This is a genomic window from Granulosicoccus sp. 3-233, assembly GCF_052681095.1.
Genome location: NZ_JBQYLE010000002.1, coordinates 677,426 through 691,247 on the forward strand (window position 1 = coordinate 677,426; position 13,822 = coordinate 691,247).

The window sequence follows — 13,822 nt, forward strand, 5'->3', positions numbered from 1 at the left end:
AGGAGTGAGGGCGGCTGTGGCCGCAACTGATTCCCATTAATAGCATTTTCGAACGAGAACTTGCAACCGCTGAGCATGGTCTGGCGATACACTCGTTACGACCATCCACCCTTGTACAAGCCTGTGTCCGACAAGAAAGAGACGCATCCGAGTGTCGACTTTCGACAGCTCGTCTACCTGCTGCGTACTGCCGAGCATGGCAGCATCACCCGGGCTGCCGAGGCTCTGAACATTGCTCAGCCCACGCTGACCAAGGCCATCGGTCTGCTGGAGCACCGCCTCGGTGTGCCCTTGTTCGAGCGTCTGCCGCGCGGGGTGCAGCCTACGGTTTTCGGTGAGCGCCTGCTGGAGCATGCCAGGTTGGTAGAGGTGCAGCTCGAAGACGCCGTGCGTGATCTGGATACCTTGCGCGAGGGTGGGGTAGGCAAGGTGAGAATCGGCGCCGGACCCTCCTGGTTGCGTCAGCATTTGCCCGAGACCATCGCGCAGGTCACGGCGGAGCGACCGGGAATCGAGGTACATGTGACCGGCGGGTTCGATCAGTCATTATTGCAAGGGCTGGCTTCGGGTGATCTGGATTTCGTGGTAGCCGAAACGGCGCTGGCCGAGAACCGGGAAGCCTTTGCCGTGGAAGTGCTCACCGAAGATGATCTGGTTGTGTGGTGCCGTGCCAGGCATCCACTTCTCAAGGCAGCCAGGGTCAGTCTGCAGGATCTCATCGAACAGTCCTGGGCCTTGCCGCCCGAGCGCACCTTCGCTCGTCAGAAGTTCGATGCCAGATTGATGGCTGCCGGACTGCCTCAGCCCGATCGCGTGACCGAGTCGGATTCCCTGGCATTCATTCTCGCCATGGTTGCCGCATCGGATTGCCTTACCTATACCGGCAGTGCTGCACGGTGGGTTCCGAACTTTGCCTCGCTGGTAGCGCTGGATGTTCCGGATATCAAGGTGTCCCGCAGTGCCGGAATCATCACCCGCAGCAGATCGCTGCCGTCCAGCGCGACGGAGTTCGTGATGCACCGCTTGCGCGATTACTGCCGACAACACCCGGTCAACTGATGCGGGTGTCAGACGTGGGCGTCATCTGTGCAGACACCGTTTCGAGGTCTCATCGTCCCATAGCTTGAAGCTATGGCTTGTTGAATATTCATCATTGGTTTTATGAGGCATTCGGTGTTCTCCTTGCAGGCACTGACTGAATCACTCTGCACTGGCATGACACCGCCAGTCAGCATTCCAGTCAGACCGTATCCTTGGAGAACCACGACGAATGAGCAATCACACGAATGAAGACCGTCGGCCTCTGGCCGGCAGGCGCCTGCTGATGTCGACAATGGCAATGGGAACGCTGTTGTTGTCATCGCTGGCCACCGCGGCAGAAGCGCCGATCACCATCGTTATCAATCAGTCACCCTGGTTTCCGGGATTCCAGAGTGTGGTAGAGAAATACGTTGAGGAAACCGGAAACGAGGTTGAGCTGGATGTCAATCCATTTGCCGGCAGTCTGGAAAAGCAGCGCACTGCCGTGCGTACCGAGCAGAGCCCGTTCGACCTGCTGATCATGAACGCCGGGTTCTTTGTCGAATTCTACAAGGGAGGCTTCATGCAGCCCTTGACCGACATCGATGCTGACTTCGCCCTGAGCCCGGATATCTATACCTTCGATGATTCTCCCTACTGGGATGCCGACAAGGGCCTGATCAGCGCAGAGAGTGGCGAACTGTATTCGGTGCCGGTCAATCCGAATATCCCGTTGTTGCATTATCGTGAAGACTTGTACGAAGAACATGGGCTGTCGGTGCCGGCAACCTGGGACGAACTGCTTGCCAACGCCAGGGTTCTGAATGATCCACCAAAACGCTATGGGATATCGCAACGAGGCCAGCGGGGTGCGTTCGACGTGACCTATGATGTCCTGCCCTACATCTGGAGTCATGGGGGTGCCCTGTTCGCCGACCAGAAAGGTGGCGATTTCACCGTTACCATCAACAGCCCGGAAACCTTTGCGGGAATGCAGACCTATCTGAAGCTGGCCAGTGAGGTGGGGCATCCTTCCACGGCGGGTCAGACGCAGACCAATGTCATCCAGAACATGTCGACCGGCCGGGCCGGGCATATCCTGGCGGTGCTGTCGCCGGGGCTGTTCGATGATCCGACCAAGTCCGCCGTGGTGGATCAGGTCGGCTACGCGGCACCTCCGGCAACGGCAGATTACCCGTCATCGCCGCCTCTGGGACACTGGCTGGCAGGGGTACCCCGAAATATTCCCGATGCGGAAAAGAAGGCAGCACTGGCGTTTCTGAGCTGGTTCCAGACCGATGACGCACAGATTGCCTATGCCAGGGCTGGTTCTGCTCCTGTTTCCCGAGCCGTGCTGGAGTCGGATCTGGCGCAGGAGCGGGGTTTTCGCTGGATGAAGGCGATGGCGGATGCCATCCCGACGGCTAAGCTGACATTCGTCATTCCGGAAGCGTCGCAGGTACTGGCGGTGACCGAATTGCGTTTCAATCAGGCCATCTCCGGTGAACTCGAACTGAAGGAGGCACTGAACATGGCAGCCTCGGAGATCCATGAGCTGATGGTGGCGGCGGGGTACGAGGCACCGCAGCTGGATGATCTGTGAGCCCCGGCCCCGGCCCCGGCTCTGGTCTTGAGTCTTGAGTCTTGAGTCTTGAGTCTTGAGTCTTGAGTCTTGAGTCTTGAGTCTGGCGCTGCGAGAAGCGTCTGACTTGTATTGACACGGATCGCTGCCTGCCTGGCAGGCAGCGCTTTCCCCTGCTGCTCGACGGAAGAAAGCGTCGACCGGTATCTGCCGATTCATCTACCCTGGCCCTGAATAGCCGTCATGCGATCAATGACCCTGTGGCGTTACCTGACCCTGTCGCCAACTCTTCTGCTGTTTCTTCTGTTGACTGTGCTGCCATTGGCCAGTCTGTTTGCACTCAGTGTTCACGAGGTGGAGTGGCGCGAGCGTGTGGCGCACTGGGACTGGGTTGGCCTGTCCAACTACACACGCCTGCTGAAGGACACACTGTTTACTGCCGGCATTGTCAATACGCTGATCTTCGCCGTGGCTGCGGTGAGCTTCCAGATGGTTCTGGGCTTCTGGCTGGCCCTGTTGACGCTTCGTGTCACGCGCGGACAACTGGTGTATCGCACCATCTTCATCCTTCCCATTCTGGTGCCGGGTATCATCATCGGAGCCATCTGGAAGCTGATGTACAGCTACGATTTCGGTGTCATCAATCAGGTGCTGATGTTCCTCGGCTTGACACCACAGGACTGGCTGGGCAGTTCGTCACTGGCACTGTGGTCGGTGATCGTGGTTGATGTCTGGCACTGGACACCCTTCTGCTTTCTGTTGTTGCTGGCCGGTCTGCAGAGTCTGCCGGAGGACATCTATGAAGCCTCGAGACTGGATGGGGCCACCGGCTGGCGCGAGCTGCGTTACATCACTCTGCCGCTGATGATGCCGTCCATCATCGTGACCTTCCTGTTCCGCATGATTCTGGCATTCAAGGTCTTCGACGAAGTCTATCTGCTGACAGGAGGGGGGCCGGGCACGTCCACGGAAGTGATCAGTTTCACCATCTACCGGCGATTCTTTACCGAGGATCAGGCCGGCTATGGTGCAGCGATGTCAGTGGCTACCTTTGCTGTCATTGCCTTGGCCATTGCCAGCGTCTCGCGCATCATGCGCCGCAAGGACTCGGAGGCTGATTCATGAAATCCCGACAGAGTGTCTTCCGGCACCTGATTCTTGTCCTGTTTGCCCTTGTCGTCCTGTTCCCGTTCGGCTGGATCGTGGCTGCCAGCTTCAAGACGCAGATAGATCTGCTCATGGGAAAATTCCTGTTCACGCCCAATCTGCAGGGCTATCGTGATGTCCTGTTTTCCGGCACATCCGACTTCACCCGGAATTTCACCAACTCCCTGGTGATCGGCACCATCAGTACCGCACTGGTATTGCTGGTTGCCACCTTGGGGGCATATTCGCTCTATCGCATGCGCTGGCCAGGCTGGGTGCTGCACAGTCTGCTGGGTTGGTCGGTAGTGTTTCACATGGTGCCTCCGATCACGCTGGCAGGCGCCTGGTATACCCTGTTTCGCACGGTGGGCCTGGACGACACCTGGCTGGGACTGATTCTGGCTCACACCACGCTCAACCTGCCGATGGCGCTGTGGATGATGGGTGTGTTCGTGCGCAATGTGCCCAGTGAGCTGGTTGAGGCCGCTCAGCTGGACAATGCACGGACACCGGACATCCTGCGGTTCGTGATCGTGCCGCTGGTTCGCCCGGGACTGGCAGCTGCCGGCATTCTGAGTTTCATTTTCAGCTGGAACGAGTTTGCCGTGACTCTGACCTTGAGTCAGCGCAGTACGGCAACGGTGCCTATCGGCATAGGCAAATATGCGCAGGAAAACACGATTGCCTTTACCGAGATGGCAGCTGCATCGACGCTGTCCATTTTGCCCGCTGTCATTCTTCTGCTGTTTGCACAGCGCTTCATCGTTCGAGGCCTGACCTCAGGCGCTCTCAAGTAGGTGATTACATGAAAACCGTCTTCTTTCTTCTGGATTCGCTGAACCGGCACCTGCTGTCACCCTATGGTGGGACACGTATCGCGACGCCGAATTTCGACCGTCTGGCACAGCGCTGTGTGACTTTCGACAAGCACTACATCGGGTCGATGCCCTGTCTGCCGGCCAGGCGCGATCTGCTCACCGGCCGGCAGAGCTTTCTGCACCGCAGCTGGGGGCCGATAGAGCCGTTCGACACCTGTTTTACCGAGGTTCTTGCCGAGCAGATGGGGACTCGCAGTCATCTGATCACCGATCATTTTCATTACTGGGAAGATGGCGGTGCCACCTACCACAATCGCTATGATTCCTATGAATTCATTCGCGGACAGGAGGGCGATCCCTGGAAAGCCATGGTCCAGCCACCATGGGAACGCTTGCGGGAAAGGTATCACCACACGCAGTTTTCCACCGAGCGTGGCAACTACAAGGCTCAGAACATCGTCAATCGTGAGTCCATTCGTGAAGAGGCCGAGTTTCCATCGGTGCAGGTGGTTGGCGCGGGCCTCGAGTTTCTGCGCCAGCACGGCCAGGCGGATGACTGGCTCGTGCAGATAGAAACCTTTGATCCTCACGAGCCGTTTCATGCACCGGAGCGTTTCAGGGAAGCCTTCTCAACCGACTGGGACGGCCCTGTTCTGGATTGGCCGCGTTACGGCCGGGTGGAAGACCTGCCAGAGGAGTGCGAGGAACTGCGCGCCAACTATTATGCAACTGTGGCTCTCTGTGACGATCTTCTCGGACGTGTTCTGGACGAGTTCGATGCGCAGAACCTGTGGGAGGATACGGCCCTGGTGGTCACGACCGATCATGGATTCCTGCTGGGAGAACATGATTTCTGGGCCAAGAACAGGCAGAACATCTATGAGGAGATTGCGCATATTCCTCTGTTCGTGCATGACCCTCGGCGTGCCGCAAGTGCGGGAACGCGCTGTAAGGAATTGACGCAGACAGCTGATCTGGCAGCAACATTTCTTGATCTGCACGACTGTGCCGTGCCCGACAGAATGGCCTCCCATTCCCTGCTGCCACTGATTGACGGGCTGACCTCGAAGCGCGATGCCTGTCTCTATGGCTACTTTGGCGGGGCTGTCAATGTCACGGATGGTCTGCATAGCTATCATCGATTTCCGGCCGATCTGGCCAATCAGGAAATCTATCAGTACACCCTGATGCCAACCCATATCTTCGATTTCTTCACCCCCGAGGAACTGGCGGCTGCGGACCTGGTCCAGGCTGGCGACTATTCGCAAGGGACACCGGTACTGAAGGTGCCCGTGATCGAGCGCTCGCCGATGTACAACGTCTATGGCCCGGGCGCCCTGCTGGAAGACGAAACGCGTCTCTATGATCTGGCGAACGATCCGGGGCAGACCGCGGCAGTCACGGACGAGGTTGTCGAAGCACGAATGATCCGTTCGATGAAGCAGTTGATGAACGACATGTCGGCACCACCCGAAGCTCTCGAGCGCGTGTTTCCAGGTTCGCAGGCAACGGCAGACGAGGCGTGAGCTCAAAGAGGCAGTGCGGCGCGCCCATGGGCATGAATGCTGCCGATCTGCGTCTGCACACCGGTGACCTCAGGCAGCTGGCCTCTGTCAGGGCGCTTCGATTGCTGGATGGCCCGGAGGGAGAGCAGCGCGCATCGGTTCTGTCCAGCGGTGGGGGCCTGGACATGTGGGTGCTCCCCGATCGGTCGATGGACATCGGCCCCGTGTCGTGGCGCGGCATGCCGATGGCCTGGCAGCATCCCAATGGATTCATCTCACCGTCTCGCCATGATCCCTTTGCCGATGACGGCAGCGGTATCGAGCGGGCTCTGTCCGGTTTTCTGGTGACCTGCGGCTACGACAGTGTTCGGCACTCGACAACCGGGGCGCCCTTGCATGGCAGTCATACTCTGACCCCGGCAAGAATCACCCGGCAGGTAGAGGACTGGCGTCTGGCAACACCGGCACTGGTGTGCGAAGGCGAGTGGACCTGTGCGCATCTGAGCAAGCAGGCTTATCGGGTGCAGCGGTGCATCGTCATGCCGGTGGGAGGCATGAGTTTCACCCTGGAAGACCGGGTGGAGAACATCGGTCATTCGACAGCACCCTTCGATACCCTGTACCACATGAATCTGGGCTTTCCCGCCATTCAAGGTGACATGCGCCTGACCGTGGGGTTGGACCCTGTGAACCTTGACGCACTGCACGCGCCACTCGGCTCAGGCCATGAACCCCTGGTCTGCTGTTTTTCGGCCGAGGGACAGACATCACTGGTGACACGCCTGCAACGTTCGGCGTGTGAAACCTGGCCGGCAGTGGACATGACGTTGACTTCGTTCTGTGATGAGTTGCCCTGGCTGCAAGTGTGGCAGGACCCACGTCCCGGTCATCGCATCCTGGCGCTGGAGCCCGCGTCCAGTGAACGTACCGCGCAAGGCGGCAGTCGACGCCCGGGCGAACTGGCACCGGGAGAATGCAAGACGCTCAGACTGCAGGTGTCCTTCAACGACCCGTGAACACCTGTTCCACAACTCGGCTGGAATTATGGGGTGAAGCGGAGTATGGTGAGCGCGTTCTCCATGGGGTGACTTGTGCAGTCGAACTATGCAACATTGAATGGCTTCGGGCGGACTGCCCGTTCTGTGACTGCGGTCCATGAGCTACCAGCGCCCTTGAGTGTGTGTGGCAATCCGCCCGGTCATCGGACATGAACAGGCAGAGCTCAAGCCGCACGGCCAGTCGGCAACGCTTTGTCGAACTGTTCACACCCAAGCTCGTGACCATTCTGCAGGAGCACTACGGGCTGGCCCAGTTCCGTTCCGATCTGCTGGCCGGACTGACAGTCGCGATCGTGGCATTGCCGCTGTCCATGGCAATCGCCATCGCCTCTGGCGCAAGTCCCGCGCAAGGTCTGTACACCGCCGTCATCGGTGGTTTTCTGGTATCCGCGCTGGGCGGTAGTCGCTTTCAGATAGGCGGTCCTGCCGGGGCCTTCATCGTTCTGGTGGCGACAACCGTACAACTGCATGGCATGCAGGGGCTGTTCCTTGCCACGATCATGTCTGGCGTATTCCTGATGCTGGCGGGCTATCTGCAACTGGGGAGCTATATCAAGTTCATACCGTATCCGGTGACCATCGGATTCACCGCCGGTATCGCCGTCATCATCTTCGCCAGTCAGATCAAGGAACTTCTGGGTCTGACACTGGATGGCCCGGAACCTGGCGCCTTGCTGGAGAAGTTGCCACTCATCTGGCATAGCCTGCCGACGGTGGACATCACGACCCTCTGTCTGTCACTGCTTACCATCGGCATCATCGTGGTGCTCAAACAGCTGCGTCCGCAATGGCCGGGCATGCTGATCGCCATCGTCGCGACCTCCATTCTGACAGCCTTGCTCAAGCTGCCATTGAGTACCATCGGTACGGCGTTCGGGGGCATCCCCAACAGTTTTCCCGTACCGGCCATGCCGGAGGTCTCACTGGGCAAGTTGATCGATCTGCTGCCAGTGGCCCTGTCCTTTGCCTTGCTGGGATCCATCGAATCCCTGCTGTCTGCCGTGGTGGCCGACGGCATGACAGGGCGACGTCATCGTTCCAACTGTGAGCTGGTGGCGCAAGGTATCGCCAATATCGCCTCCGGATTTTTCGGTGGTATCTGTGTGACCGGCACGATCGCCAGAACCGCTACCAATGTCCGGGTAGGGGCGCATGGACCTGTGGCGGGCATGATGCATGCCGTGTTCCTGTTGCTGTTCATCCTGCTGGCAGCGCCGGTTGCCAGTTATATTCCCCTGGCGAGCCTGGCGGGTGTGCTGGCCATTGTTGCCTGGAACATGATCGAGAAACACGCCATTGCCATGTTGCTGCGGGCGTCGCGTGGTGATGCGGCTGTGCTGCTTGCAACGCTGTCATTGACCATCTTTCGCGATCTGATGGAAGCGATCATCGTAGGCTTTGCACTGGGTTCTGTCCTGTTCATCCATCGCATGTCGCGTACTACGGCGATCAGCACGCATCGCCCCTGGGTGGAGGAGGATCAGGCGGATGATGCCGAAGTCCGCAAGCCCTATGACGAAGCTTTGGCATCCAACCCGGAAGTGGTTGTCTTTCGCATCACCGGTGTATTCTTCTTCGGTGCGGCCGGTTCCATCGGCACGGTTCTGGATGAAATTGCCGATGGTTGCAAGGTGCTGATCGTGGATTTCACAGAGGTGCCGTTCATCGACTCCACTGCGGCAAATACACTGGAAGGGCTGGCCGCCAAGAGTCAGCGACGCGGGCTGCAACTGGTGTTTACCGGCGTGTCGAGCGAACTGGTTGAACAGCTGGCCAGTTACGGGGTGCACGAACCGATGGTGGCTTTCTCGCGGTCCATCGAACAGGCCCTGCAAGCCATTCCCCAAGGTGATGAGCGCCTGCCTGAGGTGACCGGGCTGGCCGCTGGCTGATGCCTGAGTGATTGCCACTGCGGTCGCCAGGCTCTGGCAATATCGAGCAGTAATTGAAGGGATTGAGTGCTTGATGGCTTGAAGTGCTTGAAGTGCTTGAAGTGCTTGAGTGCTTGAGTGCTTGAGTGCTTGAAGTGCTTGAAGTGCTTGAAGTGCTTGAAGTGCTTGAAGTGCTTGAAGTGCTTGAACGGCTTGTAGCGGCCGGTTTTTCAAGACAAATCCGTCGTTTCATCCCGGCACAACGATGCTACAGTTGCTGCGTGATTGATACCAGCGAGCCCAAGTCCGTGTTCCGACTGCATCACGCGACGTCCGTGCGCGACGCCAGCGGACGTGTACTGATGATGCCATCCTCCGTCTCATCAGCGAGGCAACTGCCCGGGATTGACCAGGAGCAGGCTCGCGTTGCTGGTCACGATACCGACTCGGGCCAGCGGTGCGTGCCGGAACTGCGCTTCATCAGGGATGACACGACCGAGCATGGCTTGCGTCAGGTTTTTCAGGCAGTGCAGGCACTCAGTCCGTTTTGCGTGATCCCGGATGGTTCGGATTCGGTCCGTCTCGACGAGAACGTGGATGACGAAGTGACACCAGCGCTAGCCGGCGTGACTGCAGCCTCTCCTGTTTCGACGAAAAATGAGGAGCTGTACCTTCAGTGCCTGAGTTCCGGTACCTCAGGGGAGGCCCGCCGGATACAGCGATCCCAGCAATCGTGGATCAGCAGTTTCGAGGTCAACGCCCGGATGTTGCAGGCAACGGCTGATGACAGCTATGCCATCGTGGGGCGATTGTCGCATTCGCTACCGTTGTACGCGAGCCTGGAAGCCTGCCATATCGGTGCAGATCTGCATCTCATCGGTGATCTACGACCTGACAGGCAGCTGTCTGCCTTGAAGGAACTGCAGACATCGGTGCTCTACCTGACGCCTGCACAGGCGCGCCTGTTGTGTCGGGCGCGTCCTGCGTTCGGCCAGCAGCAGGTACCAGGCCTGCGCCATGTCCTGTGCGGAGGCGGCAAGCTCGACGAGATGACCAGACACGCACTGAGCGAACTGTTCAACAATGCAGCCATTGTCGAATTCTATGGTGCCTCGGAGACCAGCTTCATTACCATGAGTAATCAGCAGACGCCCGAAGGCTCGGTTGGATGCGCCTATCCCGGTGTCAAGCTGAAGATACTGGATGAGGAGGGTGAGATGACCACGGCGGAAGGTGAAATATGGGTGAGCAGCCCGTACCTGTTTTCCGGCTACTCTCAGGGAGGCTGGCGCGATACTCGATGGCGAGATGGCTATCTGTCCATCGGTGAATGCGGGCAGCTGGACGAGGCAGGGTTTCTGTTTCTGCGTGGACGCAAGGCGCGGCAGGCGAATGTTGCCGATACCCGTGTGTATCTCGAGGAGATAGAAGCCGTTCTGTTACAGCATGCAACAGTAGAGCATTGTGTGGTTGTCACACGGCAGGATGCCTTGCGCGGCGAGGTGCTGCTGGCCGTAGTGGAAGGCAGTTTCGATGAGCAATGGCGCAGGCAGTTGCTGAGTTTCGCCAGAGAGCGGCTCGGCGCGACGCTGGCACCCAGGGAGATACTGTTTCTGGATAGCCTGCCATATCTGGACGCAGGCAAACCGGACATCGTGCGAATCCAGACTTTGGTGACATCCTTGTGAGCAGCATGATCGTTGCCGCCCGGCGCACCGCCGTTGCGCCCAGAGGCGGGGCCTTGTCCGCGTTGAATCTGCATCAGCTGTCTGCACCGGTGATCCAGGCCTGTCTGGCGGACAGCGGGATTGATGCCGAACAGGTCGACGAGGTCATCGTTGGCAATGCGTTGGGTGCTGGCGGGAATCCTGCCAGAGTGGTTGCACTGGCAGCAGGCTTGCCGGAAACCGTGGCTGGTCTCAGCATTGACAGGCAGTGCTGTAGCGGACTGGATGCGCTGCTGCTTGCCGAGGCCCTGATTGCCGCCGGGGCTGCCCGGATTGTCATTGCCGGTGGCGTGGAGAGTTATTCGCAGCGTCCACAACGATTGCGCCTGATGCCAGGTTCGTCTGTCCCTGAGCCTTATGAGCAACCACCCTTCACACCCTGGCCGGACCGGGACCCGGACATGGCCGATGCTGCCGATGCACTGGCCGTGTCTCTGGGAATCGATGCGGGCGAACAGGATGCATGGGCCATGGACAGTCATTGCAAGGCTCTGGCAGCGAGCACATTGCTGAGCAGGGAGATCGTTGCGTTGAACGGGGTGAGCAGCGACCCTTTCAGCCGGCATCTGACACCGGCCCTGTGCCGCAGGGCAAGACGGATCTCCGGTAGTATCTCCCACGCCAATACCGCGGTTGCCGCCGATGCTGCTGCCTTCTGTGTCGTCATGTCCAGGAGCCAGGCCAGGGAGCTGGGCTTGCCAGGTGTTCGTCTGTGCGCGGGCAAAACCCTGGGGGCCGACCCGGATTTTCCCGGCTCAGCGCCTGTCGCCGCCATGCAGGCGGTTCTTCGAAGCGGTCAGGTCGAGGCTCGGCATCTGAATCGTGTCGAGATCATGGAAGCCTACGCGGCGCAGGCGCTTGCCTGCATCAAGTTGACGAATATCGACCCCGGTGTGGTCAATGTCTCTGGCGGCGCGCTGGCGCGAGGTCATCCAATCGGCGCATCAGGGGCTGTGCTTGCAGTACGTCTGTTCAGTGAGCTGTCTGCCAGTAGTGGACAGGGCCTGGCAGCCATTGCCGCAGCGGGTGGACTGGGAACCGCGCTGTTGATGCAAGCCTAGTCGTCAAATCCAAGGAAGCGCGTATAGACATCGAGTGGGTCTCGTTCGGTCCGGCAGCGGTTCACGGCTTGCTCGGGATCGGGCCTGCCCACGGCCATGCCGCAGACAACCATTTCCGAGGCGTCCAGATCCAGTGCCCGGTGTACGACATCAGCATGGCGGGCCAGCGCACCGATACCGGTGGCGCCCAGACCACGACTTTCCGCCGCCAGGAAGAATGCCATCAGGGCCATCCCCAGGTCCATGAAACACCCTTTGCCCATGTCACGCTGGATACTGACAACGATGCCCACGGGAGCGTCGAAGAAGCGATAGTTGCGACGGAACTGCTCCCGTCTGGCGCGGGTATCCCGGCGGCCAATGCCCAGAGCCTCATAGAGGGCATAGCCGGCAGCGCGTTGTCGCGCTTTCAGCTCCGCGGGCATGGGGTCTGGAAAGTAGCTGTACTCCGATACCTCGGGGGTGCCGGAGGTAATGGCATCATCCAGTGTCTGTGACAATTCATTCAAGGCCTTGCCGGTCAGGACATGAAAACTGCCCGGTTGCAGATTGGCGCCGCTGGGCGCCAGTCGTGCCAGGGTGAGCAATTCGGCCAGTGTGTCGCGGGGTACAGGATCCGGCAGGAATCCACGCACCGAGTAACGACGACGAAGCACTTCGTCGACGCTGTTCGGAGTTGCAGAGACCACGACCATGCCTCAGTGCGTAGTCGAGGAAATCTTGTGGATGCTCAGGTCGGCACCATTGAACTCCTCCTCTTCGGACAGTCGTATGCCGACCAGCTTCTTCAGCAGACCATAGATGATGAATCCGCTGACGGTGGCTATGGTGATGCCCGCCAGGGTTCCGATCAGCTGGCTGAGAAGATTGACACCACCCAGTCCGCCCAGTGCTTCCATGCCGAATATGCCTGCTGCAATTCCGCCCCAGGCGCCGCACAGCCCGTGCAGTGGCCAGACTCCCAGCACATCATCGATGCGCAATCGATTCTGGGCAAGTGTGAAGGCACCGACAAACAGGGCGCCAGCGACACCCCCGACAATCAGTGAGCCGATCGGGTGCATGACATCCGAGCCGGCACAAACGGCCACAAGTCCGGCCAATGGGCCATTGTGCAAAAAGCCCGGATCTGCACGACCGGCAATCAGTGCAGCTATGGCACCGCCGGCCATGGCCATCAGTGAGTTCATGGCAACCAGGCCACTGACCCCGGCAACGCTCTGGGCCGACATGACATTGAAGCCGAACCAGCCAACGGTCAGGATCCAGGCGCCGAGTGCCAGAAACGGAATGCTGCTCGGTGCGAAGTTGGCGCCAGGGTTGCCATTGCGGCTGTATCGCCCCTGACGTGCTCCCAGCAGGATGACGGCGCCAAGGGCCAGCCAGCCACCCATGGCATGGACAACGATGGAACCGGCAAAATCGTGGAATGGCGCCCCTGTGGTTGCTTCAAGCCAGGCCTGGAAACCCAGGTTGCCGTTCCAGACAATACCCTCGAAGAAAGGATAGACCAGCGCCACGATGATGATCGATGCCATGACCTGCGGATAGAAGCGCGCACGTTCGGCAATGCCACCGGAGATGATGGCCGGGATGGCCGCTGCGAAGGTCAGCAGGAAAAAGAATTTCACCAGCTCATAGCCGTTGTTGACGGCCAGCTCGGAGGCAGGGGCCAGAAAATCGATGCCGTAGGCCAGCGGGTAGCCGATCAGGAAATAGGCAACGGTGCACACGGCAAAATCGGTGAAGATCTTGACCAGAGCGTTGACCTGGTTCTTTTCCCTGACAGTACCGACTTCCAGAAAGGCAAAGCCCGAATGCATGAACAGCACCAGGATGGCTCCCAGCAGTACGAAGACGACGTCGCTGCCCGCTTGCAGTGATTCCATGGTGAGCTTGTCCAGATGAAAAAGCGGAGAATGATACCAATCAGATACTGCAAGTGGCAGCACTTCCTTCGATCATTTCGTGAAAAGCCTGGAGATTACGGTTCTGTTCTGCACGATTCTGCCTGTTCTCATCGATTCGCCAATC

The 13,822-nt window shown here is 59.1% G+C and carries 11 protein-coding genes; 9 read left to right on the plus strand and 2 right to left on the minus strand.

Going from position 1 to position 13,822, the window contains the following annotated elements; genetic code table 11:
* Window positions 1-75: 75 nt before the first annotated feature.
* The 9 genes from ACUNV4_RS07835 (at window position 76) to ACUNV4_RS07875 (ending at window position 11,788) form a co-directional block, all read left to right on the plus strand.
* Complete coding sequence (locus ACUNV4_RS07835) at window positions 76-1,059, plus strand: LysR family transcriptional regulator (protein ID WP_430877954.1); 984 nt, start codon at window positions 76-78, stop codon at window positions 1,057-1,059.
* Between the two features lie 211 nt (window positions 1,060-1,270).
* Complete coding sequence (locus ACUNV4_RS07840; protein WP_430877955.1) at window positions 1,271-2,623, plus strand: ABC transporter substrate-binding protein; 1,353 nt, start codon at window positions 1,271-1,273, stop codon at window positions 2,621-2,623.
* 222 nt (window positions 2,624-2,845) lie between these two features.
* Complete coding sequence (locus ACUNV4_RS07845) at window positions 2,846-3,727, plus strand: carbohydrate ABC transporter permease (RefSeq protein ID WP_430877956.1); 882 nt, start codon at window positions 2,846-2,848, stop codon at window positions 3,725-3,727.
* Entirely contained in the window at window positions 3,724-4,545 is an 822-nt protein-coding gene (locus tag ACUNV4_RS07850) for a carbohydrate ABC transporter permease (RefSeq protein WP_430877957.1), read from the plus strand. Before ACUNV4_RS07845 ends, ACUNV4_RS07850 begins: the two co-directional genes overlap by 4 nt.
* A gap of 8 nt (window positions 4,546-4,553) precedes the next feature.
* Window positions 4,554-6,092 (plus strand): sulfatase, encoded by a 1,539-nt coding sequence (locus ACUNV4_RS07855; RefSeq protein WP_430877958.1) that lies wholly within the window; start codon window positions 4,554-4,556, stop codon window positions 6,090-6,092.
* The gene (locus ACUNV4_RS07860; protein ID WP_430877959.1) at window positions 6,089-7,087 is read left to right on the plus strand and encodes a DUF4432 family protein; all 999 of its coding nucleotides are present in this window, start codon (window positions 6,089-6,091) and stop codon (window positions 7,085-7,087) included. Before ACUNV4_RS07855 ends, ACUNV4_RS07860 begins: the two co-directional genes overlap by 4 nt.
* 191 nt (window positions 7,088-7,278) lie before the next feature.
* The gene (locus ACUNV4_RS07865) at window positions 7,279-9,021 is read left to right on the plus strand and encodes a SulP family inorganic anion transporter (protein ID WP_430877960.1); all 1,743 of its coding nucleotides are present in this window, start codon (window positions 7,279-7,281) and stop codon (window positions 9,019-9,021) included.
* Window positions 9,022-9,281: 260 nt separating this feature from the next.
* Window positions 9,282-10,688: an AMP-binding protein gene (locus ACUNV4_RS07870; protein WP_430877961.1), complete on the plus strand. Its 1,407-nt coding sequence runs from the start codon at window positions 9,282-9,284 to the stop codon at window positions 10,686-10,688.
* 5 nt (window positions 10,689-10,693) lie between these two features.
* Complete coding sequence (locus ACUNV4_RS07875) at window positions 10,694-11,788, plus strand: acetyl-CoA C-acyltransferase (protein WP_430878298.1); 1,095 nt, start codon at window positions 10,694-10,696, stop codon at window positions 11,786-11,788.
* On the opposite strand, the gene ACUNV4_RS07880 is transcribed toward ACUNV4_RS07875, so the two are convergent.
* Window positions 11,785-12,477 carry a nitroreductase gene (locus ACUNV4_RS07880; protein WP_430877962.1) on the minus strand — a complete coding sequence of 231 codons (693 nt, stop codon included), beginning with the start codon at window positions 12,475-12,477 and terminating at the stop codon, window positions 11,785-11,787. The two genes, ACUNV4_RS07875 and ACUNV4_RS07880, sit on opposite strands and share 4 nt — an antisense overlap.
* A gap of 9 nt (window positions 12,478-12,486) precedes the next feature.
* Window positions 12,487-13,677: an ammonium transporter gene (locus ACUNV4_RS07885; RefSeq protein WP_430877963.1), complete on the minus strand. Its 1,191-nt coding sequence runs from the start codon at window positions 13,675-13,677 to the stop codon at window positions 12,487-12,489.
* Window positions 13,678-13,822 lie beyond the last annotated feature (145 nt).